At 72.5% G+C, this 24,406-nt stretch carries 16 protein-coding genes; 3 read left to right on the forward strand and 13 right to left on the reverse strand.

Features of this window, described 5'->3' with window-relative positions:
* Window positions 1–141 precede the first annotated feature (141 nt).
* Window positions 142–774, forward strand: a complete 633-nt coding sequence (locus IPQ09_16405) for a hypothetical protein (protein ID MBL0195774.1) — start codon at window positions 142–144, stop codon at window positions 772–774.
* Between the two features lie 82 nt (window positions 775–856).
* Here IPQ09_16405 and argF read toward each other — a convergent pair whose 3' ends face one another.
* The 7 genes from argF to IPQ09_16440 all read right to left on the reverse strand — a co-directional run bounded on the left by argF (window position 857) and on the right by IPQ09_16440 (window position 9,463).
* Window positions 857–1,792, reverse strand: coding sequence for an ornithine carbamoyltransferase (gene argF, locus IPQ09_16410; GenBank protein MBL0195775.1), 936 nt, complete (start codon window positions 1,790–1,792; stop codon window positions 857–859).
* A 48-nt stretch (window positions 1,793–1,840) separates the two neighbouring features.
* Entirely contained in the window at window positions 1,841–3,316 is a 1,476-nt protein-coding gene (gene argH / locus IPQ09_16415) for an argininosuccinate lyase (protein ID MBL0195776.1), read from the reverse strand.
* A 1-nt stretch (window position 3,317) separates the two neighbouring features.
* Window positions 3,318–5,423 (reverse strand): bifunctional glutamate N-acetyltransferase/amino-acid acetyltransferase ArgJ, encoded by a 2,106-nt coding sequence (argJ, locus tag IPQ09_16420; GenBank protein ID MBL0195777.1) that lies wholly within the window; start codon window positions 5,421–5,423, stop codon window positions 3,318–3,320.
* Complete coding sequence (gene argC, locus IPQ09_16425; GenBank protein MBL0195778.1) at window positions 5,420–6,478, reverse strand: N-acetyl-gamma-glutamyl-phosphate reductase; 1,059 nt, start codon at window positions 6,476–6,478, stop codon at window positions 5,420–5,422. The genes argJ and argC overlap by 4 nt, the downstream gene beginning before the upstream one ends.
* A gap of 119 nt (window positions 6,479–6,597) precedes the next feature.
* Window positions 6,598–6,780, reverse strand: a complete 183-nt coding sequence (locus IPQ09_16430; protein ID MBL0195779.1) for a hypothetical protein — start codon at window positions 6,778–6,780, stop codon at window positions 6,598–6,600.
* A 38-nt stretch (window positions 6,781–6,818) separates the two neighbouring features.
* Window positions 6,819–8,114 (reverse strand): SUMF1/EgtB/PvdO family nonheme iron enzyme, encoded by a 1,296-nt coding sequence (locus IPQ09_16435; GenBank protein ID MBL0195780.1) that lies wholly within the window; start codon window positions 8,112–8,114, stop codon window positions 6,819–6,821.
* Window positions 8,115–8,191: 77 nt separating this feature from the next.
* Complete coding sequence (locus tag IPQ09_16440; protein ID MBL0195781.1) at window positions 8,192–9,463, reverse strand: MFS transporter; 1,272 nt, start codon at window positions 9,461–9,463, stop codon at window positions 8,192–8,194.
* Between the two features lie 225 nt (window positions 9,464–9,688).
* Between IPQ09_16440 and IPQ09_16445 the strand changes: the two genes are divergently transcribed.
* Window positions 9,689–14,134: a hypothetical protein gene (locus tag IPQ09_16445; GenBank protein ID MBL0195782.1), complete on the forward strand. Its 4,446-nt coding sequence runs from the start codon at window positions 9,689–9,691 to the stop codon at window positions 14,132–14,134.
* Between the two features lie 37 nt (window positions 14,135–14,171).
* Window positions 14,172–15,707 carry a protein kinase gene (locus IPQ09_16450; protein ID MBL0195783.1) on the forward strand — a complete coding sequence of 512 codons (1,536 nt, stop codon included), beginning with the start codon at window positions 14,172–14,174 and terminating at the stop codon, window positions 15,705–15,707.
* A gap of 137 nt (window positions 15,708–15,844) precedes the next feature.
* Here IPQ09_16450 and IPQ09_16455 read toward each other — a convergent pair whose 3' ends face one another.
* The 6 genes from IPQ09_16455 to IPQ09_16480 all read right to left on the reverse strand — a co-directional run bounded on the left by IPQ09_16455 (window position 15,845) and on the right by IPQ09_16480 (window position 24,278).
* Window positions 15,845–18,046 (reverse strand): sigma 54-interacting transcriptional regulator, encoded by a 2,202-nt coding sequence (locus tag IPQ09_16455; protein MBL0195784.1) that lies wholly within the window; start codon window positions 18,044–18,046, stop codon window positions 15,845–15,847.
* 358 nt (window positions 18,047–18,404) lie between these two features.
* Window positions 18,405–19,385: a hypothetical protein gene (locus tag IPQ09_16460; GenBank protein ID MBL0195785.1), complete on the reverse strand. Its 981-nt coding sequence runs from the start codon at window positions 19,383–19,385 to the stop codon at window positions 18,405–18,407.
* A gap of 910 nt (window positions 19,386–20,295) precedes the next feature.
* The gene (locus tag IPQ09_16465) at window positions 20,296–21,057 is read right to left on the reverse strand and encodes a TlyA family RNA methyltransferase (protein MBL0195786.1); all 762 of its coding nucleotides are present in this window, start codon (window positions 21,055–21,057) and stop codon (window positions 20,296–20,298) included.
* 2 nt (window positions 21,058–21,059) lie between these two features.
* Window positions 21,060–21,950, reverse strand: coding sequence for an ABC transporter substrate-binding protein (locus IPQ09_16470; protein ID MBL0195787.1), 891 nt, complete (start codon window positions 21,948–21,950; stop codon window positions 21,060–21,062).
* Between the two features lie 2 nt (window positions 21,951–21,952).
* Entirely contained in the window at window positions 21,953–23,302 is a 1,350-nt protein-coding gene (locus IPQ09_16475; GenBank protein ID MBL0195788.1) for a trypsin-like serine protease, read from the reverse strand.
* A 109-nt stretch (window positions 23,303–23,411) separates the two neighbouring features.
* Window positions 23,412–24,278, reverse strand: coding sequence for an ABC transporter substrate-binding protein (locus IPQ09_16480; protein MBL0195789.1), 867 nt, complete (start codon window positions 24,276–24,278; stop codon window positions 23,412–23,414).
* Window positions 24,279–24,406: the final 128 nt, after the last annotated feature.

Raw genomic sequence — 24,406 nt, forward strand, 5'->3', positions numbered from 1 at the left:
CGTAGCGCGTCGCATGGAGCGCCCCTCGCCTCGCGGCGGGGGGCGCTTACTTGCGTGAAATCGAGGGCTTGCGAGTCGCACGCCGTACGCGAGTCGCGCCCGGCGCGCGCACGCGCTAGGGTCCGTGGTGGGGGTTTCAGTATGGAGGAGCTCGCGCTCTGGGAATCACGGCTCAAGCTGCACCGGCCGCTGGAGCCGCTGCTCGACGAAGAGGAAGAGGGCGTGCGCCACACGAGCTTCGCGTGCGCGGGTGACGACCTCGGCCACCTCCTCGCCCACTACGACGCGGCCATCGACGACGCCTCGTTCCACACGCTCGGGCGTACGTTCGAGGCCGGGGCGTTCTCGCTCAGCGCCGAGCGGTCCACCATCCTGCTCACCGTGACGTGTACGGTCGACTCGACCCGCACGCCGCTGCTCACCTTCATGGCCGACAACTGCGCGCGCCGACGCTCATCGTCGCCGCTCCCGCCTACCGTGCTCGACGCGTGGGGGCTCACGCTCGTGCCCGTGCCGGGCTCCACGCCGGACACCTTCCAGGACCGCCCGCGTGAGCGCTCGTACCGCTTCACCCTGCCGACCGGCGCGCCCAGCGAGGTCGCCGCGCACTTCCGCGCGCTCGCGCTGAGCCATGGGTTCGTCGAGGCCGACTTCGTGGCGAGCGAGGGCGCCATCGCGCTCACGTTTCGCCGAGGCTCGCAGCAGCTCGAGGTGTCGGCGTGGGTCGATCCCTCGACCGCGGGCTCGATCTACGCCGTAGGCCTCCGTCGATGAACGACGCCGAGCGCCCCCGCGCGAGACCGCGGCTACTCTCGACACGTCGCGCACGTCGCGCGGTCGAGCTTGCGAGGCGTGGCTACGCGCCCAGGTCGGCGTCGCCGAGGCCGAGCAGGAAGAGGAGCAGCGCCTTCTGCGCATGGAGGCGGTTCTCGGCTTGATCGAAGACGATCGAGGCCTGCGACTCGAGCACGTCTGCCGTGACCTCCTCGCCGCGGTGTGCGGGCAGGCAGTGCATCACTCGCGCGGTGGTGGAGGCTTTCGCGAGCAGCGTGGCGTCGAGCGTGTAGCCCGCGAAGGCCGCCTGGCGCCGGGCGTTCTCGGCCTCTTGACCCATGCTGGTCCACACGTCGGTGTGCACGAACTCGGCGCCCTCGCACGCGGGCTCTGGCCTCGCGTGGACCGACACCCACGAGCCGGCCGTCTCGAGCTCTCCGGGCGGCGGACGGAAGTCGCTCGGCGACGCGAGCGCGAGGTGAAACTCGAAGACCCGCGCCGCCTCGACGAACGAGCGGGCCATGTTGCTCGAGCCGTCGCCCACGAACGCCACGCGCTTGCCCGCGAGCGCGCCGAGGCCCCGCGCCGCGAGGCTCTCGCGCATGGTGAGCACGTCGGCGAGCACCTGCACGGGGTGCGCGTCGTCGGTGAGCGCGTTCACGACGGGCACGCCCACGCTGGCCATCTCGCGGAGGCGCGCGGTCTCGAAGGTTCGATACACGATGGCGTCGCAGTAGCGGGCGAGGACCCGCGCCGTGTCGCGCACGGGCTCGCCGCGCGCGAGCTGGGTGCCCTGCGTCGTTACGATGACCGGGTGCCCCCCGAGCTGCGCCACGCCCACCTCGAACGAGATGCGCGTGCGGGTGCTGGCCTTCTCCATGACGATCGCGATCGCGCGACCGCGCAGCAGGTGCACGCCCGCGCCCCGCGGCTTGGCCTTGAGCGTGGCCGCGAGGTCGAGCACCGAGTCGAGCTCGGCGCGCGTGAGATCGGAGAGGCAGAGGAAGTCACGTTTCATTGTAGGTTCCCGAAAGAGTTGCGCTTTTGTGAGCGCGAGGGGCCAGCGCTAGAGGGCGACCGCGGCGATGCGCTCGGGCACGCCCGCGAGCGAGTCACGCCCTGCGGCCTCGAGCAGCTCGCCGGCGGCGCGCTCGAGGCCCTCGAGCTGCGCCGTGACTGCCCGTGGTCCCGTGCCGCCAGCGCTCTCCTTCGCGGCCACCGCGCGCCGAGGGTCGAGGGCGAGGAGCGCCTCGGCCGTGAGCGCGGGGTGCACGCGGGCGGCCACCTCCGGCGTGAGCGAGACGAGCGGGCGGCCGAGCACCGTCGCCTCCCTCACGAGCGCGCCCACCGCCTGGTACGCCTCGCGGAACGGCGTGCCCGCCCGCACGAGGGCCTCGGCGAGATCGGTCGCCTGCGTCGAGCCGTCAGAGACGGCGCGGAGGCACGCCGCGCGGTCGAACGTGACGTGCGGGAGCGCGAGGCGCACGGCCCGCAGGGCGCCGTGGACGAGCGGCCCGGTGGAGAGCGTCGCGCGCCGATCGTCTTGCAGGTCGCGGCTGTAGCCGGCGTGGAGGCCCCGCACGAGGGTGAGCATCTGCACGACGTTGCCTGCCCCGAACGAGGCCTTCGAGCGGACGAGCTCGAACACGTCGGGGTTCTTCTTCTGCGGCATCATGCTGGACCCGGCAGAGATGCAGTCGCCGAGCTTCACGAAGCCGAACTCGCTCGTGGCGTAGTCGATGACGTCGGTCGCCAGCCGCGACAGCGCGAGGAGCACCCGCGCGCCCGCGTACGCGTAGTCGAGCGAGAAGTCGCGATCGCCCACCGTGTCGAGCGCGTTCTCGGTGGGCCCGCCGCGGAAGCCGAGGAGTGACGCGGTGAGAGCGCGATCGATGCCGAGCGAGGAGCCCGAGCACGCGCCCGAGCCGAGCGGACAGCGCCCCACGTCGACCGCGCGGAGGCGGAGCGCGGCGCGGTGGAGACCGGTCGCCCACGCGGCGAGCAGGAAGCCCCCGCTGATGGGCTGCGCGCGCTGCCGGTGGGTGTACGCGGGGAGCACGAGGTCGAGCTCCTCGCGGCCGCGGCCCGCGAGCTCGAGCAAGAGGCCGCCCGCCTGCGCGAGCAGCTCGCCGCGCGCGCGGCGCACGTGGAGCCGCAGGGCCGTGGAGACCTGGTCGTTCCTGGAGCGTGCAGTATGCAGCCTTTTGCCCACGAGGCCGAGCTTCGCGGTGAGCGCGGCCTCGATGGCCATGTGCACGTCTTCTTCGTTCGACGGCTCCGTGAGGAGCGGCAGCTCGTCGCGCTCGGCGGCCGCGTGCATGGCGAGGAGCTCGGCGCGGAGCGCGCGCGCGTCTTCGGCTGGCACGAGCCCCGTGACGCCCAGCATCGTGACGTGGGCCGCGCTGCCCAGCAGATCCTCCCGGGCGAGGCCGCGATCGTCGTCCATCGACGAGCTCCACGCGAGCAGCTCGGGGAGCATGCCGCCGGCGCCAGTGGCGGCCGTGCGGGCGAGGCTCGCGGCGGGGGTCGGGTCGGTCGCCATGTCAGTCTCTCCGTACGAGGGTGCCGATGCCGCGGTCGGTGAAGAGCTCCGCGATGAGGCCGTGCGGGGTGCGCCCGTCGATGATGTGCACCGACTGCACGCCGCCGGTGAGCGCCTTGAGGATGCTCTCCGCCTTGGCGGCCATGCCGCCGGCGATGACGCCGGAGTCGATGCGCGCGCGGAGCTCCGTGGCGGAGATCTCGCTGATGAGCTCGCCCCGGTCGAGGATGCCCGCCACGTCCGACAGGTAGATGAGCTTCTCGGCCTGCAGCGCCACGGCGATCTCGGCCGCGGCGGTGTCGGCGTTGATGTTGTAGCCCGCGCCGTCTTCGCCGAGGCCCACGGGCGAGACCACGGGCACGTAGCCCTTCTCGAGGAGCATCTCGAGGTACTCGCGGTTCACCTGCACGACCTCGCCCACCATGCCGAGATCGCGGCCCTCTTTCCCGTAGAGGCGGCGCGCGCGGAGCAGGCCCGCGTCTTTGCCCGACACGCCCACGGCGTTCGCGCTGCGCTGGTTCAGCAGCGACACGAGCTCGGTGTTGATGCGCCCGGTGAGCACCATCTCCACCACCTTGACGTCCTCTACGCCGGTGATGCGCACGCCGTCGACGAACTCGCTCTTGCCCTGCCCGAGCTTCTCGAGGGTGCGGGAGATCTCGGGGCCGCCCCCGTGCACCACCACGGGCAGGAGTCCGGCTGAACGCAAGAGATTGATATCGTTGGCAAAGCTCGCCTTCAGGGAGTCCTTCACCATGGCCGCGCCGCCGTATTTGATGACCGTGCGCTTCTTCGCGAACTTGTCGATGTACGAGAGCGCCTCGACCAGCAGCGTGCGCTTGAAGGCGGGGCTGTAGTTCGTGAGGCGGTCGTCACGCGAGACCACGCCCTCGGGGGAGGCCCCGGTGAGGCTCATGTAGTCGGCGTTGATCTTCACGTAGTCGTAGGAGAAATCGCAGCCCCACGCGAGCGCCTCGGCGGCGCCGCCGACGCCTCCGCCGACTGCGAACGCCACGTCGATCTTCACCTGCGGCTCGCGCATGCGGGCGCGGAGCTGCGCGCTGTCGACGTCGGCCGGGCGGCCCTCGGCGAACACGACCTCGCCCTGGATGCTCACCCGCGCGTTCAGCACGTCGACCGGGTACTTCTTCGCCCCGGCCCGCGCGCCGACCGACGCGAGCACGCGCCCCCAGTTGGGATCGGCGCCGAAGATGGCCGCCTTCACGAGGTTCGACCCTGCCACGATCTTCGCGAGATCGCGCGCGATCTCCACGGTGGGCGCGCCCGAGACCCGCACCTCGACGAGCTTGGTGGCGCCCTCGCCGTCCTCGGCCACGGCGCGCGTGAGCTCGACGCACAGGCTCGCGAGGGCGGTCTCGAAGTTCGCGAGCTCGGCCTTGTCGCGGAGCGCGGGCGCTCCGGAGGCGCCGTTCGCGAGCATGAACACCGCGTCGTTGGTGCTCATCTCGTTGTCGACGTTGAGGCAGCCGAAGCTGCCCTGGGTGACGCGCTCGAGCATCGCCTGGAGCGTCTTGGGGTCGACGGTCGCGTCGGTGACGATGAACGCGAGCAGGGTCGCGAGCTCGGGGGCGATCATGCCCGAGCCCTTGCAGAACGCGCTGATCGTGACCGTGACGCCGCCGACCGCGACCGTGCGGTGCGTGAGCTTCACGCGCGTGTCGGTGGTGAGGATCGCCTCGGCCGCGGGGATGAGGGCGTCGCCCCGCTGCTTGGCGAGGGCGGCGCAGCCCGCGACGAGCTTGCCGACCGGCAGGGGCACGCCGATCACGCCGGTCGAGGCCGACAGCACGCTCTCGACGGGCACGCCCAGCGCCTTGCCCATGGCCGCGTGAACCGCCGCCACGTCGTCGCGGCCCTGCGCGCCCGTGAGGGCGTTCGCGTTGCCGCTGTTGGCCACGATGGCGCGAAAGCCCGTGCCGGGGAGCCGTGCGGCGGCGTCGGCCACCGGCGCCGCGCGCGCGGCGCTGACGGTGAAGACGCCCGCGGCGGAGCACGGCTCCGAGCTCGCCACGAGCGCCATGTCCTTGCGGTGCGCCTTCACCCCGGCGTTGACCCCAGCGAACGAAAAACCCTTAGGAATCCTCATGCTGCGCTCCGGTGGAGGCCGTCGAGGCCCATGGCCTCGGGGAGGCCGAGGGCGAGGTTGGCGTTCTGGAGGGCCTGGCCGGCGGCGCCCTTCAGGAGGTTGTCGATGGCTGCAATGACGATCACGCGGCCCGGCCGTGCGGCCACACCGACGCGGCACACGTTCGTGCCCACCACGGCGGCGAGGGTCACCTCGCCGGGCGCCACGACGTCGACGAAGGGCGCGCCCGCGTAGGCCGCGCGCAGGCACGCGTCGAGGGCGTCGAGGTTGGCGCCGCCGCGCGGGCGCGCGTAGCAGGTCGCGAGCAGGCCGCGTCGCACGGGCAGGAGGTGCGGGGTGAACACCAGGTCGTGCGCGACGGGTGGCCCGCCGGGCGGAGGGGTTCCCGCGTACGCCGCGAGCTTCTGCGCGATCTCGGGCTCGTGCTGGTGCGCGAGGACCTTGTACGCGCGGAGGTTCTCGGCCACCTCGGCGAACGAGTGCTCTTCCTTGGCCTGGCGGCCCGCGCCCGTGGTGCCCGACTTCGCGTCCACCACGAGGCCCTCGGCCTCGATGAGCCCGGCGCGGAGGAGCGGCGCGAGCGCGAGCAGCGTCGCGGTGGGGTAGCAGCCAGGGTTGGCGACCAGCGCGCCGCGCGGCGGCGTACCGAAGAGCTCGGGCAACCCGTAGGGCGTGCTGCCGAGGCGACCCGGGTCGGGGTGCGCAAAGCTGTAATGTACACGCACGTCGTCGGCGGTCGCGAGGCGGAAGGCGCCCGAGAGGTCGATCACCGTCCGCCCACCCTCTGCGAGGCGCGGGCCGAGCTCCGCAGACACCTCCGCGGGCGTGGCGAGGAACGCGACGTCGCACCCGGCCGCGGCGGAGAGCGCCTCGCCGTTCTTCACGAACGCGAGATCGCTCTGGAGGCCGAGCTCACGCCCGACCGAGCGGCCCGCGCGGGCGTCGGAGGTGGCGGCCGCGAGCTCGAGGCGAGGGTGGCTCGCGACGAGGCGCGCGAGCACTCCGCCCGAGTACCCCGAGGCGCCGACGATGATGACCCGATGCGCGGTGCTCACGGCGTGCGCGGTTACGGGGTTTTTCCGCAAACTTCAAGGCTTACGGTCGCGGTAGCGCTTTCGCCGCGAAAGCAGACCGCGCCGGCAGCGGCGTTGCGCGGGCGACCCCGCGACGGTCGTCAGGGGTGCGCCGCCGCCGCGGGCTTGCCGGCCGCGGGGTGGGCCGGGTCCGCCGGGGTGGCCGAGGGCGAGCTCGACCACGCCCACCACATGCCCCCGAGGAGAAACAGCGCGGCCCCGAGCGCCGGGAGCCACATCGGGGTCTTGGGCTCTTCCTCTCGCGGGGCGTGCGTGTCGGCCATGCCGCGGATATCCCCCGCGGGCGCGGGGGTGTCAAGTCTCAGCCCGCAGACCGCCTGCGGAGGCGGCGGGCCCCGAGCGCGGTCGCCACGGCGAAGGCCGCGAACGCGCCGGCATCGCCCACATCGCCGACATCACCGACGGCGCGCACACCACACTGGAGGCCGACCTTCTTCGCCAGCTCCTCCTGCTCGTCCTGGTCGTCCACCTCGACCGACCTACGCGCCTCCTGAGGGACGGGCACGAGGCGCACGCCTGCGGGCTGCGGCTCGGCGGGCCCCGCGTCCGGCCCTGCGTCCGGCCCTGAGCCCGCGTCGGCCAGGCCCGTCGTCGTGGAGGCCGGCGCGTCGGAGCAGCACCGGAAGCTCTGCTGGTACGCCACGAAGTTCTCGTTGTGCGCTCGGGTGGCTGGGCGGCAGCGCGCGCGCACCGGGCCCCAGTAGCCGCCCTTCAGGACCGACGCGAAGCCGCCGCTCGTGCGGGTGGTCTTGGTCCACTCGTCGACGTTGCCGGTCATGTCGTAGAGGCCGAACGGGCTCTTGCACTTCGGGCTCGCCCCCGAAGGCTGCCCTTGCCACAGGCGGTCGAGCTCGGCCCGCGCCTTCTGGCCGTCGCGCGGGGCGAGGCCGTTCTCCGCGAAGGGCTTCCACGGGCGATCGACGTTGCACGCCTCCGCGTCGCGCTCGTAGCCGTAGGGGTAGGGCACGGCCTCCTCGCCCTCGCAGGCGAAGGTCCACTCGGTCTCGTTGCAGAGGCGCTTGCCCGCCGCCTTGCAGAGCGCCGTGCTTTCGTTGTAAGTGACCACAATAATTGGGTTTTCACCCTTCTTGTTGGGGTACTCGAAGCGGTCCATGCAGTAGCGGAGCGGCTTCGTGGGCAGCTTCTGGGAGAGGTCGAGCCAGCCCGGCCGGTCGAAGGTCTTGCAGCGCGCGGGGAACTCTTTGCTGATCCAGTCGACGCAGGCGCTGTTTTGGAGCTCCTCGACGCCCCCGGAGGAGTCTTTCCCGTCGGCGTCCAGCTTGTAGCGGCCGCTCACCTCGACCATGCCGGGCCCGCACGCGCCGCGGTTCTTCTCGCGCGCGTCGGTGATGTCGGTGGCCTCGATCGTGCCCGCCGCGGCGACGGCCTGCCAGTGCTTCTTGTCGACGCTGCGCCACTCGTTGCGCGGGGTCTGCCCGGCAAAGTGCAGGAACCCGCCGTCGCTCGGCTGGATGAGCGCCCTCCCGAGCAGCCCGCCGCCCACCACGAGGAGCCCGCCGACGGAAAAGAGCGCGACGAAGAGGGCCGTGCGTCGACGTCGGTTCGGCGCGGGCGAGGGCGGGTGGTGAGGTTGCATAGGCGGATGACTCGAGGGTAGCCGAGCCAGGAATGGACGACCAAGCGCGCGGGGCATTCACGCGATCGCGCTCGGTCTTACGAGGCGGGCGCCACCGGCTCGGGGCTCGCTCCGCGCTGGGCGCGCTCGCCCCCGGCGCCCACGACGCCCGCCTCGGTCAGCCGGAGGGCCAGCCCGAACGCGAGGAGCATGCCGAGCCCCGAGGCCACGTAGGGCGCGCGCGCGCCGACGGCCGAGTAGAGGAGGCCGCCCGCGGCGGGCCCGAAGGTGCGCGCGAGGCTCGCGATCGACTGGTTTACGCCGAGCGTCGCCCCCTGGTTCTGCTTGGTCGCGCGCTTCGAGACGTAGGCCGAGGTGTTCGGCTGGGTGAGCCCGTTGCCGAGCGCGAGCACGGCGCCCGACACGTAGAGGAACCACTTCCCCACCACCGGAGAGGCGCAAAATCCTGTAAAAGCAACGGCTTGCAGCAGACTTCCGGCGCGAATGAGCTGGGCCTCGGTGAAGCGCTTCGAGAGCTGCCGCATGCCGCCCTGCACGAGCGCGGCGACGACGCCGATCATCGCGAGCAGGTAGCCGGTGTCGCGAGGGCCCATCGCGAAGAGGTCTTCGTTGAAGAATCGGAAGGTCTGCTCCATGCCGGTGAAGGCGAAGATCAGCACGAAGTTCACCAGCACCGCCGTGGCCACGCCGGGCAGGGTGAAGGCCTCGCGGAGCGCCTCGAGGTCGATCGGGGTGAGGCGCCGCTTCGACGGGGCGCGCGCCTCCTTCGGGAGCGACTCGGGCAGGCCGAAGACGATCCACGCGAAGTTCACGAGGCTGAGGCACGCCGCGACGATGCAGGGCACGGCGCCGGTGCGCCCGTGGATGGCGATCTCCGCCAGCGGCCCGCCGAGGCTGGGCCCGAGGATGAAGCCGAGGCCGAACGCGACGCCGATGAGGCCCATGCCCTTCGCGCGATCCTCGGGGCCGGTCACGTCGGCGATGTACGCGGAGGCGGTGCCGAGGTTCGCGGTGGCCATGCCGCTCCACGCGCGCGCGAGGAAGAGCAGGGCGACGGTGCTCCCGAACACGAGCGAGCCGGCGAGCGCGGCCATGCCGAGCGCGGTGGCCAAGACCGACCACACGAGCACGGGCTTGCGCCCCACGCGGTCGGAGAGGCGGCCCCAAATGGGGATGAACAGAAACTGAGACGCGGAGTACACCGCTGAGAGCAGCGTGCCGGTGAACGCCGACACGTGGAAGGTGGCGCGGGCCTCCTGTGCGAGGAACGGGAGCACGAGCCCGAAGCCCAGCAGGTCGAGGAACACCGTGAGGAATATGGCGCCGAGCGAGGCCCTTCTTGCTGCCATGGGCGGCCTTACCTAGCACGACCCGCCGCGGGGCGGCGTGGCGCGACCCGCAGAGCTCACGCGCGTCGCGGCGGGAGCCTCGCGGGGTCCGTGCGCTGGCGCGTAGAGCGTCGCTCGCGTCCGGGGAGGGCACCGCCCGCGACCCTCGCGTTGGCTCGGGCGTGGCGTCGAGGCGCCGCGACCGCGTCGATTGACACGCCTCGGGCGGTGACCGAGCCTTCCTCGATGTCTCGTCTCGCGCGCCTCCCGGCGTTGGTCCTGTTGGTGTGCCTGGTGGCCGTCGCCCTCCTCGTGGGGTACCCGCGAGGAGTCCGCGCGCAGCCGGCCGACCCCAAGGCGCTGCCGCCCGAGCTCCGCCCGTGGGTGCCGTGGGTGCTCGACGGCCGGGACGAGGCCACCTGCCCCGTGCTGCCCGACAGCGTGGGCGGGCTCGGGAACCTGCGGCCGGCGGGCACACCCCCGCAGGAGCGGCCTCGCTGCGCGTGGCCCGCCCGCGCCGACCTCGTGCTCGACGAGAAGGGCGGAAGGTTCACGCAGCGCTGGCACCTCGAGGCGCCCCAGTGGGTGCCGCTGCCCGGCGACGCGAAGCGATGGCCGCTCGACGTGAAGAGCGGCGCTGCCGGCGGCGCGGTCGTGCTCCGCGGGGGCGCGCCGAGCGTGAGGCTCGAGCGCGGCGATCATGTGGTTACGGGCAGCTTCGTGTGGGAAGGCCTGCCGGAGTCGCTCCGCATTCCTCCCGAGACCGGCCTCCTCTCGCTCACGCTCCGCGGGACCGCCGTGCCCTCTCCCAACCGCGACGCCGAGGGCGTGGTGTGGCTTCAGAAGACCGCCAAGAACGAGGAGGGCGACGCGCTCGAGTTCGTCGTCCACCGCAAGGTCAGCGACGACATTCCGCTGCTCCTCACGACGCGCATCGAGCTGCACGCCTCGGGAAAGAACCGCGAGGCGCTCCTCGGCCGCGCCCTGCCTCCCGGCTTCGTCCCGCTGTCCCTCGAGTCGCCCATCCCCGCGCGCCTCGAGCCCGACGGGCACATCCGCGTCCAGCTCCGCCCGGGCGTGTTCACGCTCGAGCTCGTCGCCCGCGGCGAGGGTCCCGTCTCGAAGCTCGCGCGCCCGAAGCCCGAGGGCCCGTGGCGCGAGGGCGACGAGGTGTGGGTGTTCGACGCGCGCGCCGACCTCCGGGTCGTGACCGTCGAGGGTGTACCTTCGATCGATCCGTCTCAGACGACGCTGCCCGACGAGTGGAAGCGCCTGCCCGCGTACCCCATGAAGCTCGGCGACACGCTCACGCTCGAGGAGCGACGCCGCGGCGACGCGGATCCTCCGCAGAACCAGCTCTCGCTCACGCGGAGGCTCTGGCTCGACTTCGACGGCAAGGGCTTCACCGTGAGCGACTCGCTCCAGGGCACGCTCTCGCGCGACTCGCGGCTCACGATGGCCGACTCGACGACGCTCGGCCGCGTCGCCATCAACGGAAAGGACCAGTTCATCACGAAGCTCGCGGGGCTCGGCTCGGGCGTCGAGATCCGCCAGGGGCAGCTCTCGGTCGCCGCGGACAGCCGCATCGTGGGGAGCCCGGTCGACGTGCCCGCGGTGAGCTGGGCCCACGACTTCCACAAGGTGCACGCGACGCTCCACCTGCCGCCCGGCTATCGCCTGCTGCACGCCGCCGGGGTCGACGACGTGCCCGGCACCTGGGTCCGCCACTGGTCGCTCCTCGAGCTCTTTCTGGCGCTCGTCCTCACCGTCGCCGTGGGGCGCCTCTACGGGCCACGCTGGGGTGTCATCGCTTTGATCTTGTTCGGTCTTTCGTTCCCCGAGGGCGGCGCCCCGAAGTGGTCGTGGGTGCCCGTGCTCGCGTGCGAGGCGCTCTTTCGTGCGCTCCCCGTCGGGAAGGCGAAGACCGTGTTTTCGTGGGCGCGAGGGCTCGCGCTCGTCGTCGTCGCGCTCGTCACGGTGCCGTTCCTCGTGCAGCACGTCCGCGAGGGCGCGAGGCCCGCGCTGGCGGAGCCCACGCACGCGGGGGAGGCGACGGACGCCATCTCGCTCCTGGCGAAGGCCGAGGCGCCGCGCAGCAGTGACATCGCGCTGGCGGAGTCCGAGAAGCCCGCGGAGCAAGGCCCGCGCGAAGGGGCAGGGGCGGCGGGCGTCGCGCGGGCGGCGGCCCCGCCGGCGGACATCGAGCCACAGCAGGACGGCAAGAAGGCTGAGGCCCGGTCCGCGCCCGCGACGACCGCGCCGGTGCAGGCCTGGGGCTCGTCGAGGAAGTCCACCACGTTCCAGTCGAACGCGATGACGTACGATCCGGCGGCGATCGTGCAGACCGGCCCAGGTCTGCCGCGCTGGCAGTGGACCTCCCTCGAGCTCAGCTGGAGCGGGCCGGTCACCGCGGCGCAGCGGCTGCACCTCTACCTCGCCTCGCCTGGCGAGAACTTCGCGCTCGCGCTCCTCCGCGCCCTCCTGCTCCTCGTCGTGTTTCTGCGGCTCTTCCCGTACACGCAGCGCTTCTTCCCGAAGGGCTGGGGACCCGCGGCGGCCTCGGCCGCGACGCTGTTCGCCCTGCTGCTCACGGCCGGCGGCGCACGCGCGGAGGTGCCGGACTCGTCGATGCTCGACGAGCTGCGGACGAAGCTCCTGCGGAAGCCCGAGTGCACGCCGGCGTGCACCACGAGCGGGCGCATGCTCCTCGAGGCGCGCGGCGACAGCCTGCGCGCGCGGCTCGAGGTCGACAGCGCGGCGAGCGCACCTTTCGCGCTCCCGGGGTCGATCGGGCAGTTCGTTCCGCGAGAGGTGCTCGTCGACGGGCAGCCCGCGAAGGCGCTGCTCCGCGGCGACGGGGGACAGCTCTACACGCTGCTCGCGCCCGGCAGGCACCAGGTCGTCGTCGAGGGCCCCATGCCCGAGCGAGAGTCGCTCCAGCTCGCGCTCCCGCAGAAGCCCCACCACGTCTCGGCGATCGCCGAGGGCTGGACCGTCGAGGGCATCCACGAGGACGGGCTCGCCGACGACAATTTGCAGTTTACACGCAAACGCGTCGCCACCGACGGCGGCGCGTCGCTCCAGCCCGGCGCGCTGCCCCCGTTCGTCCGCGTCGAGCGCACGCTCCGCGTCGGGCTCAACTGGCAGGTCGACACGCGCGTGGTGCGGCTCTCTCCCGCGGGGAGCGCGGTGGTGCTCGAGGTGCCGCTGCTCGCCGGAGAGAACGTGACCACCGCCGACGTGCGCGTGGTCGGCGGCAAGGCCCTCGTGAACATGGGCCCGCGCGTCACCGAGGTCACGTGGAACTCCGTGCTCGAGCAGCGCTCTCCCGTGAAGCTCGCGGCGCCGAAGTCGACCGCGTGGATCGAGGTGTGGCGGCTCGACGTGGGGCCGATCTGGCACGCCACCTACGGGGGCATCCCCTTCGTGCACACCCAGCCCGTCGCCGGCGTGCGCTTCCCCGAGTGGCGGCCTTGGCCCGGCGAGGAGGCGAGCGTCACGCTCGGGCGCCCGGACGGCGTGCCCGGCCAGACGCTCACGGTCGACGAGAGCACCCTCGACGTACGGCCCGGGATCCGCTCGACCGACACGACCCTCACCCTTCAGCTCAGGTCGAGCCGCGGCGCCCAGCACACGGTGACCTTGCCCGAGGGCGCCGTGCTCGAGTCGCTCTCCATCAACGGCGCCACGCAGCCCATTCGTCAAGACTCGCGGGCGGTGACTTTTCCGGTGGTGCCAGGCGCGCAGACGGTAACGCTCGGGTTCCGCGAAGATCGCGGACTTTCACCGTTTTTCGCCGTGAGCCCGCTCGACGCGGGCGCGGCCACGGTGAACGCCAACGTGGTCGTCCACGTGCCGGGCGGGCGCTGGCTGCTCTTCGTCGGCGGCCCCCGCCTGGGCCCGGCGGTGCTCTTCTGGAGCTTGCTCGCCGTCCTCCTCGTGGTGGCCGTGCTCCTCGGCCGCAACGCGAAGACGCCACTCAAGACCGGTCACTGGCTGCTGCTCGCGATCGGCCTCTCGCAGGTGCACATCGTCCTCGGAGGGCTCTTCGTGGCGTGGCTGCTCGCGCTCGGGTACCGCGAGAAGTCGGACGGCGCGGGGCTCTCCCCGGCGACGTTCAACCTTCGCCAGATCGGGCTCGCGGTCCTCACGTTCGCCGCCATCGCCGTGCTCTTCGCGTCGATCTACAATGGCCTGCTCGGCGATCCCGAGATGCAGGTGCGCGGTAACGGCTCGTCGCTCTCGGAGCTCCGGTGGTTTCAGGACCGCACCGACGCCGCGCTGCCTGGGCCGTGGTTGGTGTCGCTCCCCATCCTCGGGTACCGCGGGCTGATGCTCGGCTGGGCGCTGTGGACCGCGCTCGCGGTCATCCGCTGGCTCAAGTGGGGCTGGGGCGCGTTCACGACCGGTGGAGGATGGAAGAAGAGCCCGCCGCGGCCCAAGCCGGTCCGCCCCCAGGCCCTCCCGCAGCAGGGGCCGGTCTCTCCGCAGGGCTACTGGGACCCGGCGGCGGCCCACGCCTGGGCGCAAGCGGGGGCGCAGCCTCAGGCCACGGAGGGACCGGCGGTGGCCGCCAGCCCCGAGGTGAGTGCCCAAGCGACGCCCTCGAGCGACGGCCCGCCGGGCGACAGCCCCGACCCGACGCGGCCGGCGGGCGACGGGGCAGACGAGCCCGGGGACGACCGCGCATGATCCTTGGGTGCCAGCGCACCCATGATAGGCTGGGCGCGTGGACGACGAGCTCGAGTTCGCCAAAAGCCGAATCGGGCAGCACTTGTCCAACAAGTACGAGCTCGAGGGGCTGATCGGGCTTGGCGGCATGGCGGTGGTCTACCGAGGCCGCCACCGCAAGAACGGCAACCGCGTCGCCATCAAGATGCTCCACCCGGTCTTTTCCCGGCACCAGGAGGTCTCGGCGCGGTTCCTGAAGGAGGGCTACGTCGCGAACTCGGTCGACCACGCGGGCACGGTCCGCGTGCTCGACGACGACGTGGCCGAGGACGGCTCGGTCTACCTGGTGATGGACCTGCTCGAGGGCGAGACGATCGAGGCGCGCCGCCGCCGCCTCGGCGGCACGCTGAGCGTCGCGGAGGTCACGTATTTCGCCCACGAGATCCTCGAGGTGCTCGGGGCCGCGCACGAAAAGGGAATCGTCCACCGCGACATCAAGCCCGAGAACCTGTTCGTCATGACGGCAGGCACCGTCCGCGTCCTCGATTTTGGGATCGCACGCGCCCGCACGGCGGGTCTCTCGGCCACGCGCTCCGGGGTGTTGATGGGCACGCCGGGGTACCTGCCGCCCGAGCAAGCGCAGGGGCTCACCCGCGAGATCGATGGGCGCACCGACCTGTGGGCGCTCGGCGCGGTGATGTTCACGCTGCTCACGGGCGACTACGTCCACGTCGCCGAGACACCGCAGCAGATGATCATCTACACGGCGACCCGGCCGGCGCGCTCGCTGCGCGAGGCGGCGCCTGAGCTCCCCGACGAGCTCATCGCGCTCGTGGATCGTGCGCTCGCCTTCGACAAGAACGATCGCTTCGAGGACGCGGCGGCGATGCAGGAGGCGCTCCGCGAGGTGCCCGGGTACGCGGGGGCGAGCTCGGTGAGTCCGCTGGGGCCGACCTCGCTGCGCCGCACGGCTCGCGCGCCCGCCGTGGACGCCGTCACGTCCGTGGAGCTCGCGCTCCCCACGCTCGCCGAGCCCGCTTCCGACGCGGAACCCGCCCCGGAGTCGGTGCGCCCCAGCAGCAACCCCGTGACGTCCACGCTCGGCGAGTGGCCGCCGCCTTCCCACCCGCCGCCTCGCCCCTCCTCGATGAGCGCACCGGCGAACCCGAGCGAGGCACCTCCGCCCGGGCCGTGGTTCGAGGCGGTGTCCATGGCCCCGTCTTCCCCGCGCGACCCCGAGCCCTCCGCGCGAGTCGCAGAGCCCCCGGCGGCCCCCTCCGAGGAGCTCGAGACCGTCGACCGGGAGACCGCAGACCCCGGCGACGAGCTCCAGGTGCCGGCGCGGCAACCCGTTGGGTTGTTCGTGGCGCTCGCGCTCGTGGCCCTGGCGCTCGTGGCCTTCCTGGCGTGGCCACGCTCGGAGGCGCCCGCGCCCAAGCCGGCCGCGCCTCCGCGCGCACCAGGGTTGGTCACCCCGCCCCAGGACATCCCGCCGCCCGAGCCAGCCGTCGACACGCCGGCGCCCCCCGCGCCCAAGCCGTTCACCTCTGCCGGCGCGGTCGCGCCTCCCAAGCCGAGCGCGGGAAAGCGCTAGCGCTCCGCTCCTCGAAGCCGAGGCACCCAGCGTGAGAACGAGTGACGGGGCGAGCGCCGCCAGCAGCGCCGGTCGCGGGTCGACCCGACGAGCCCCCGGGAAAGCTGCAAAGTGCAGGGGGCAGCGACTCCGCGTCGCTACCGGCTGAGCGCGCTCTCGACTTCGTCAGCTTCCAGCGTGGCTCCTTCATGAAGAATCAGCAGGCGCTCGACGAAGGCGTGGAGCTCGGGCACGTTGTTCGCCCACGGCTGCGCGCGGAGGCAGGCGAGCGCCTCGGATGAGAACGTCACGGGTTGCCCGCCCGAGGCTGCGTGCTCGGTGGCCAGTCGGCTCGCGATGGCGTCGATGTCCCGAGGACGCGCGCGGAGTGGAGGGATCTCGATCGGCACGACGTTCAGTCGATAATAGAGGTCCTCTCGGAACGCGCCTGCCGCGACGAGGGCGCCGAGATCGGCGTGTGTGGCCGCGACGATGCGCACGTCGACTGCCATCGATCGAGTCGCGCCGACTCGCTCGATCTCGCGCTCCGCCAACAGATGGACGAGCCGCACCTGGATTGGTAGCGGAATACTCCCGATCTCATCAAGAAATAGGGTCCCTCCCTCCGCGAGCTCCGCGCGGCCCGGCTTCGACTGCGCCGCGCCTACGAAGGCGCCTTTCTCGTAGCCGAACAGCTCGCGCTCGAGGAGCTCGTCGGAGAAGGCCGCGCACCGCACGGTAACGAAGGACTTCGCCGCGCGGGGGCTCGTGTCGTGAATGGCGCGCGCCACGAGCGCCTTCTCCGTCCCCGGCTCTCCGCGGACCAGCACAGCCCCGCTCCCGGGCGCCACGCGCGCGATGAGCGTCCGCAGCTCTCGCAGACCCTCCGAGTCGAGCCCATCGGCTCCCGCGCGCGAGGCAGGCTTCGACAACGTCGAGGCGGCCGACCGCGTCTCCAACACCTTCCCGACGACGTAGAGCAGCTCGGCGCGATCGAAGGGCTTCTGCACGAAATCTACGGCGCCTGCCTTCATCGCCTCCACCGCGACCGAGACTGTGCCGTACGCGCTGACGAGGGCGACGGGCACGTGTGGCCAGCGCGCTCCGATCTCGGCCAAGAGCGCCCGACCGTCCATTCGGGGCATCTGGAGATCCGAGAGCACCATGGCGAATGGGCGACGCTCGAGCGCCTCGAGCGCCTGCGCGCCCGACGTCACCACCTGGCAGTCGTATCCGGCTTGTCGAAGCTGGGCCCCGAGGATCTCGCCCACCGGCGCGTCGTCGTCCACGACCAGGATGGCGCGAGGGGCTCCGACCGGAGGACCCGGGCCGTCGGGGGCCGTCGAGGGGGCCGCGAGCGTGGGGCCGATCGCGTGCAGCGTGGTGGCGTGCGCCGAGCGCGGGTTCGCGTGAACCCCCTCGGGGCGCACGCTCGCGCCTGCCCGAGGGGGGGCGCCCAACGCAGACGCCGGGGGAGACGACGGGCGAGCCAACCCGCGACCATAGGTTCGTGTGAACGCCTCGTCGAGGGCGCGGTGCATGTCGCGTGCGCTCTGCCATCGTTCTTCTCGAGCGAACCGTAGGGCGGTGTCGACCACGGCGGCGAGCTCCGACGACAACCCGCCCGCGAACGAGGATACGGGTGGGGCGGGCTCCATCGCGGACGAGATCCGCATCAGCGCGGCGGTCTCGGCCTCGTGGACGCAGCGCCCCGTGAGCAGACAGAACGCGGTCGCTCCCACTGCCCAGATGTCGCTTCGCCCGTCGATACGCTCGGTGCGCCCCTGCGCTTGCTCAGGAGGCATGTACCCTGGCGTCCCGAGGAGACTGCCCACGCCGGTCCTCCCGGGCCTATTCGAATCGGCGGTTCGCGCGATACCGAAGTCGAGCACCTTGATGCGCCCCTCGGTTGTTCGAAAGAGATTCTCGGGCTTGAGATCGCGGTGAACGATGCCCGCGTCGTGGGCCGCCGCGAGCACATCGAGCACGTCGCTCACCGCGACGAAGACCTCCTCGGCGGGTAACCGCGGCCCGACGCGCCGCTGCCAGGCGTCGAGTGTCTCGCCCACGAGGAGGTCCATGACCATGTAGGCCTCGCCCTGGGCCGTCACGTCGTCGTCGAGGACGCGAACGACGCCAGGATGCGCGATCTTGTTGGCCGTGTACGCCTCTTCGATGAAGCGCGCGCGCACGTCACCGTGAACAGCGAGCTGCGGATGGAGGAGCTTCAGCGCGACATGGTTGCCGTTGCGGTGAACGGCGGCGAAGACCGTGGCCATCCCGCCTTCGCCAAGCACGCCCACGAGCGTGTACTTGCCAATCACGTCGCCGAGTCTTCGCGCCGCGGTCCCCGAGCCCATCGCGCTTGTGTAACCCAAGCGCCTGGAGACCGCTACCGACGCCGTTTTTCTGGGCCCCGACCTCGACGGAGGATCGCAACGAAGCCCGCGCCGACGCGGCGGCGCGCGTGCGGGAGTTGTTCAACCGGCATCCTGTGGGGTGCTGGGATGTGGGCGAGGGCGGCGCCCGTGAGGGTTCCGCCAACGACGAATACGCCGAGCAGTCGCACCCTCTTTCGACGCACGCCCACTGGCCAGTCCGCGGTGAGGAGAGCTCCGTCGGCGCGGCGCCACGGGTGAACGCAGGGCTGCGCCCCGCTCTCGGGGAAGAGCCGGCCGGGGCCCGGGTCATCGCGGAGACGCGGGGTCGCCGCACACTTCACGGTCTCCTTCGCAGCTGAACGAAGGCGTGCTTCGGCGATCCGGACTTCAGGTCGACGGCAATCCAGAGATCGCCGGCAGGGTTCGCGAAGACCGAGAAGCCTTCGGCGGCGGGCCCCGCCTTGACGGCCTCGGGAAGGAGCGCGCCCTGCTTCTTCAGCTCCCCGGCCGCGGTGTACGCCTGCGCGTACGCCGGTGAGGGCGTCGCGCCGTCGTAGGTCTTCGCCACCACGAACCCGGGGGCGGTGCCCTCGGGCGCGATCGCGGCCAGCGAGGAGGTCCCGAGGCTCGTCACGGTGGCGAGCTCCACGCGAGTCGCCGCGCCCACGCGGGCCACCTCGGAGGCCGCGGCCCCGTAGATCGCGTCTCCACCGGAGAGAGAGGCGCCTACGAACGCGTTGCCGAGTCCGTCCACCGCGACGGGCCCGGAGCTCCCGGTCCATCCGAAGAGCTTCGCGGGCGCCTTGCAAGCTCCCGTGGCGACGAGCTCCTGAGCGCAGAGCTCCGAGGCATAGAGGCCGTTGTCGGTGCTCGCGCTGGCGGCCGCGGCGAACGGCGAGAGCGCCGCGTAGACGAACGTCTTGGTCCCCGTGCCCACCGTGGAATAGACCCCGTTGCTCCTCGCGCGGGCGACGACTCGGTCGTAGTCCTTCGAGTAGAGCAGCGCCTCGCCGGGGAAGCCCGCCCCGCTCCCCGTGTACGTGAGCATCGCGAGATTTCCGAAGGGCAGGTCGACCATGCCGTCGGCGCCATAGAAAAACGTGTTGGGGAGCCCCGTGGCCTTGCTGAACGCAAGGCTCCTCGCGGTGGCGGCGCCGGTCGCGCCGGCGGGGAGGGTGTACCGAATCACGCCGGGAGCCGGCGCGGCCGCATCGAGTGCGGTGTACACCTGAGTGGTGATCATCGGGCCGCCGTGGTTGCCCCAGCGCGAGCCCACCACGTCGCCGTCGACGGAGAACTCGCCACGGCGCCAAATCATCCTCGTCATCGCGCGGTTGGCCACGGGCGCGGGCCGCGAGCGCGCCGCCGCCGCTGCCGAATATGCCCATCCCAGGCCCGGAGGGGCGCGCCGGGGCCACCTTACCGACCGCCCGCCGCTTTCGCCCACTTACCGCTGGGGGCACCCGGATTTCCCGAGCCCTTTCGCGAGACGGCGGCATACGCGGTCCGTAATCGACGCAAGCGGTCGCGGCCGCCCCCTCTCCCTCTCACCGCGGTTGGAGGCCGGCGCGCCCCCGCGCCGAGCAGCGCTCCTCTTCGCCTCGCTCGCGCGGCCGTAATCGACGGGCGGCGCCGCGCGCGCGGGCCGGCGTCGCGGCCCGCGGGCGGCGGTCGCGGCGGCGCGCAGCGAGGCCGAGTCACTCTCGATGCTCGTGGCGAGGGCCAGCAGCCGGGCGCGCTCTTCGCCCCACGACGAAGCCTGCACGCGGAGCGAGGAGGCGCGCCGCGACAGCGCCGTGGCCTCGAGCGTGAGGTGCGTGGCTTCGAGCTCCAGTGCGCTCGCGCGGCGGTCGAGGGACTCGGCGCGCTGAAGCGGCGAGCTGTCCGGAGGGGGTCGACCAGACACCACCGGATCGGGGCTTGGCGCGCAGGCTGCTGCGTGGGCGCCGAGGGCGAGGCTCAGTCCGAGCGTGGCGGCCGTGAGGAGGGCCCGAGGGGCACGGTGGCGCATGGAGCGGCTACGCGCGATGGGCGGAAACGATCTAGCGGAAGCTCGCGCTCCCTGCGCGCGGCAGAGGGCGCGCTCGCGTCGACGGGGTGACGACTGTGAGCTCGCCGCCGGTGCCTCGCGCGTGGCCGAGCCACCCGCAAGGGGCGCCGCTGCGCGCCCGCTGCGCGTTCGCGTTCGCGTTGTTGGCGAGAAGTAACTGGTCGCGCTCAGCCCCGGTTCACCCGCCGCCCATGACGGCCCCAGTCCGGCGCGCATGGACGAACGCCTCGAGGTTGCCCTTCGGGCCACGAATGGCGCAGTCGCACGTGCCGAGCAGCTCGAACCCCGCGGCGCTCACGTCGTCCGAGGCGCCGGCGATGGCGCGGCTCCGCGCGCTGGGATCGCGCACGACCCCGCGACCCCGCGAGGCCTCCGCGCGGCCCACCTCGAACTGTGGCTTCACGAGCGCCACGAGCTGACCCCCCGCGCGGGTGCAGAGCGCGATGGCGGGCATCAGCTTGCCGAGGCCGATGAAGGACGCGTCGACCACGGTGAGGTCGACCTCGCCCCCCACGAGGGCGGCCGTGAGCGAGCGTGCGTTCGTGCGCTCGTGCACGTCCACGCGCGGATCGTCGCGCAGCTTCTGGGCGAGCTGGCCGTACCCCACGTCGACCGCGACCACGCGCGCGGCGCCGCGCTGGAGGAGGCAGTCGGTGAAGCCTCCCGTGGACGCGCCGAGGTCGAGGCAGCGGAGGCCCGTCACGTCGACCCCGAGCGTCGCGAGCGCGCCCTCGAGCTTCACCCCGCCGCGCGAGACGAACGGGTGATCGGCCCCGCGGACCCGCACCTCCGCGTCGGCGGGGACGAGGGTGCCCGCCTTGTCGACGCGTTGGCCGCGCACCTCGACCACGCCCGCGAGCAAGAGGGCCTGCGCGCGGGTGCGCGAGTCGGCGAGGCCGAGCTGCACCATCCGCTGGTCGATGCGAACCTTGATCGCCACGGCTACGTTGGCCCCTTCCCCGCGTTGCCTGCGCCCGCGGTCGTTCCGTGCACCATTCGTGCGAGCGTCGCAACCCCGTTCGCCAGGGACGGACCCGGCCGGAGCACGTCCACGTCCGTCACGCGCAGGACGCGCCGCTCGCGCACGGCGCGCGCGCGCCGCCAGCCCGCGCCCGAGAAGTAGCTGGCGTCGTCGCCCTCCATCGACGCGTCGAGGACCACGTCAGGATCCATCGCGAGCACCCGCTCGAGCTCGATCGTGGGGTAGCGCTCGCGCGAGGAGCACGCGTTGTCGAGGCCGGCGAGCGCCAGCATCTCGTCGGGGAAGCTGCGCGAGCCCGCGGCCACGAGCGGCGTGCGCCCGAACAAGAGCAGCACCCTCGGGTGGGCGCGCCCCGCCACCGACGCGCGCACCTCGGCCAGCGTCCGCTCTAGCGCTGCGACCACGGTCGTGGCCCCCTGTGTGCACCCCGTGCGAGCCCCAAGTTCATGAATGAGCTCGACAATTTGGCTCTTCGACTCGGCCTCGGGCACGTACGTCTGCACGCCACGCGCCTCGAGCGCGGCGACGAGCGCGGCGCCCGCGGGCCCTCGCACGCCCACCACGAGGGTCGGCCGCAAGGCGAGGATGGCCTCCAGGTTCGGGTCGGTGAGGCCGCCGATCGACGGGAGCGCCCGCGCCTCGGGGGGCTTGTCGCAGAACCGCGAGCGCCCGACCACCCGGGACCCCGCGCCGATCGCGAAGAGCGCCTCCGTGGTGGCGGGTCCGAGCGAGACGACGCGGGGCGCGGCGCCCGCGTCCGAGCCACGGGTCGCTTGCGTAGAGCGAGCGCAGCCCACCCCCAGCGCGAGCGCGCCGACGAGCGCGCCGCGTCGGGAGAGGCCGCGCGTCACGCTCAGGGGCGGCGCCGACGGCGGAGCAGGGTGAGGCCCAGCGCGGCGGCGAGGCCCGCGACGGCGCGCCAAGGGACGGGCTTCGTGGGGTCGGGCGCGGCCGAGCAGCCCGAGGTGGTCGTGGTGACCGTGGCGGGAGCCTCCGCGGCCGGAGGCTGCGCGGGGGCGGGCGCGGCCGGCGCGGGCGTGGGCTGGGGCTCTGGCGGGGTGGGCGTGAAGCAGAGCTTGTCCACGCACTCGTAGCCGGCGGGGCACTCCTTCGAGGGGCTGCACGCCTGCGAGCAGACGAGAGAGCCGTCGTCCGGGCGGTTCTTGCAGAGCCGAGACTCGCAGTCGACGAGGAGCTTGCAGGCCTCGCCGAGCGGCTTGGGAGTCGTGGGGCCGCTCGGGCGCGGCGGCAGAGGGGGCGGCGCGACGAAGGTGGTCCAGCTGGGCTCGGGGTAGAGCGACCAGTTGGCCGACGCCGTGCGCGCGCCCGCGATGATGAAATCGCGCCAGACGTCGGTGCGGGTGAGCAAGCTGTCCTGGCAGTCGCTGCCGTCCTGACCCGTGCGCACGACGACGCCGAGGGCGATCGGGGTTGCTGTCGCGAGCGACGCCTGGTCCATCGCGCCCGACCCCGAGTCGCCGGGGCACACGCCATCGCCGCCCACGAACTCGTTCTCCGAGATCCCCGTCGGGCAGGCCTCCCGGTAGTTGTTGTTCGGCGAGCCCGGAATGCAAAGGATGGGCACGTTCGGCCGGTAGCGGCGGGTGCCCGCGTCGTTGTTGGCGAACGACGTTCTGCCGTAGCCGATGGCCTGCATGACGGAGCCGTAGCGGGCCCGATCCCACACGGCCGACTGCACCGCGGGGATCGCGATTTTGGCCTCGGTGGCGCGATCGTTCAGCACGAGCAGCGCGATGTCGGCGCCACAGGGGAGGTTCACCGGCGGCCGAAGGACCTGCTTGACCGAGTGCCAGCCCTGGGTGCTCTGGCCGGTCATCTGGTTGTGGGTGGTCACGAACATCTGGTTGGTCGCGATGACCTGACCGCCAAAGACCTCGCCGCTGGAGCAGTCGACCTTGTCGGGGGAGTCGTCGACGCAATGGCGCGCCGTCAGCACGAGGTTCGGCGTGATGAGGGTGCCGGAGCACACGGAGCGGCAGTTTCCGCGGCCGCCCAGGCACAGGCCCACGTTGAACGTGTACTCGTTGCTGGAGTCGAGGGTGCCGCCCTGGATGCCGTGCGTGCTCGTACCGAGCTCGGGCGACCCCTCGGCGGGGTGCGACGAGCAGGCAGGCAGCGCCGCCAAGGTGCCCACGACGAACGACGCGGACAGCGCGGAGGCGAAGCGAAAGCGACGGATCATGGAACTCCTGCTCGACAAGCCAGACACACGGGCAGCCCCCGAAGGCAGTGTACGGCCCGCGGGCAGGGGCGCAAGATCTGGCTGCACACGGCGCCAGCGTGACGCACGTTCAGCCCTGACCGCCATCCTCGGCGAACGTGACCTCGGGGACCGAGGCGAGCAGCCCCGCCGCGTGGGCGCGCTTGAAGAGCTCCACGATCCCGAGGCGCACGTCGTCTGGCGCCTCGAGCGTGTCGGCGTTGGCGTACATCGTGAGGTAGCGGTCGAGGAGGCCGCGGTCGAGCGCGAGATCGCCTCGCGACTCGTCGGCGAGCAGGGCGTCCATCATCGCCTCGCGGTGCTCGAGCGCCCACGCGATGGACCGTTTGCAGAGCCTCGCGACGCGCTTCATCGTCTCGGGCCCGAGGCCGCGGCGCACCGCGTTTCCGCCAAGGGCGAGCGGCAGGCCCGTGAGCGCGGCGAACCCCTCGCCGAGGTCGCGCACGAGGGGGAAGCCCTCCGCTTCGTAGAGCAGGCGACCCTCGTGGATGAGCACCGCCGCGTCGACCTCGCCCGCGCGGAGGGCCTCGAACGAGCGAGCGTACGGGGCGATGGGGACGACGACCGGCTCGAACTCGGGCAGGAGCAGCCGCAGCACCATGGCCGCGGTGGTGCCGTGGCCGGGGATGCCGATGCGCTTGCCGCGGTACGCCTCGAGCGCCCCGCCCTCCCGCGACACGAGCACCGGGCCGTAGCCCCGACCGACGGACGCGCCGCTCCGCATGAGGGCGTAGGTGCCCGAGAGGCGGGCGTAGGTGGCGACGCTGAGCGCGAGCACGTCGACCTCGCCCTTTGCAGCGAGATCATTGAGGGTTTCCGTGTCGGCTCGCGTGTGCCGGAAGGTCACCCCCTCCGTGTCGACGTCGCCGCGGAGCAGCGGCAGGAACATGAAGATGTCGTCGCTGTCGGGCGAGAACGCGAGGCTCAAGGTCGGCACGGGAGGCTCCTGGCAGGCGGGCAGCGAGGCGAGCGGGCCACCCCGCCCCGCCCCATCGCGCGCCACTTTGCGCACGGACGACGCGGGGAAGGCAACCCTCGTCGACCGCGGCGGCCCTCACGTAGGGC

The organism is Myxococcales bacterium, assembly GCA_016720545.1.
Lineage (GTDB): Bacteria > Myxococcota_A > Polyangia > Polyangiales > Polyangiaceae > JAAFHV01.

What these genes read in the sequence shown, in the direction of transcription:
- IPQ09_16435 (MBL0195780.1), bottom strand. Translation starts at nt 8,114, where the DNA reads ATGCAACCTCACCACCCGCCCTCGCCCGCGCCGAACCGACGTCGACGC.
- argJ (MBL0195777.1), bottom strand. Translation starts at nt 5,423, where the DNA reads ATGAGGATTCCTAAGGGTTTTTCGTTCGCTGGGGTCAACGCCGGGGTG.
- IPQ09_16445 (MBL0195782.1), top strand. Translation starts at nt 9,689, where the DNA reads ATGTCTCGTCTCGCGCGCCTCCCGGCGTTGGTCCTGTTGGTGTGCCTG.
- IPQ09_16405 (MBL0195774.1), top strand. Translation starts at nt 142, where the DNA reads ATGGAGGAGCTCGCGCTCTGGGAATCACGGCTCAAGCTGCACCGGCCG.
- IPQ09_16460 (MBL0195785.1), bottom strand. Translation starts at nt 19,385, where the DNA reads ATGATTTGGCGCCGTGGCGAGTTCTCCGTCGACGGCGACGTGGTGGGC.
- IPQ09_16430 (MBL0195779.1), bottom strand. Translation starts at nt 6,780, where the DNA reads ATGGCCGACACGCACGCCCCGCGAGAGGAAGAGCCCAAGACCCCGATG.
- argF (MBL0195775.1), bottom strand. Translation starts at nt 1,792, where the DNA reads ATGAAACGTGACTTCCTCTGCCTCTCCGATCTCACGCGCGCCGAGCTC.
- argH (MBL0195776.1), bottom strand. Translation starts at nt 3,316, where the DNA reads ATGGCGACCGACCCGACCCCCGCCGCGAGCCTCGCCCGCACGGCCGCC.
- IPQ09_16440 (MBL0195781.1), bottom strand. Translation starts at nt 9,463, where the DNA reads ATGGCAGCAAGAAGGGCCTCGCTCGGCGCCATATTCCTCACGGTGTTC.
- IPQ09_16475 (MBL0195788.1), bottom strand. Translation starts at nt 23,302, where the DNA reads ATGATCCGTCGCTTTCGCTTCGCCTCCGCGCTGTCCGCGTCGTTCGTC.
- IPQ09_16455 (MBL0195784.1), bottom strand. Translation starts at nt 18,046, where the DNA reads ATGGGCTCGGGGACCGCGGCGCGAAGACTCGGCGACGTGATTGGCAAG.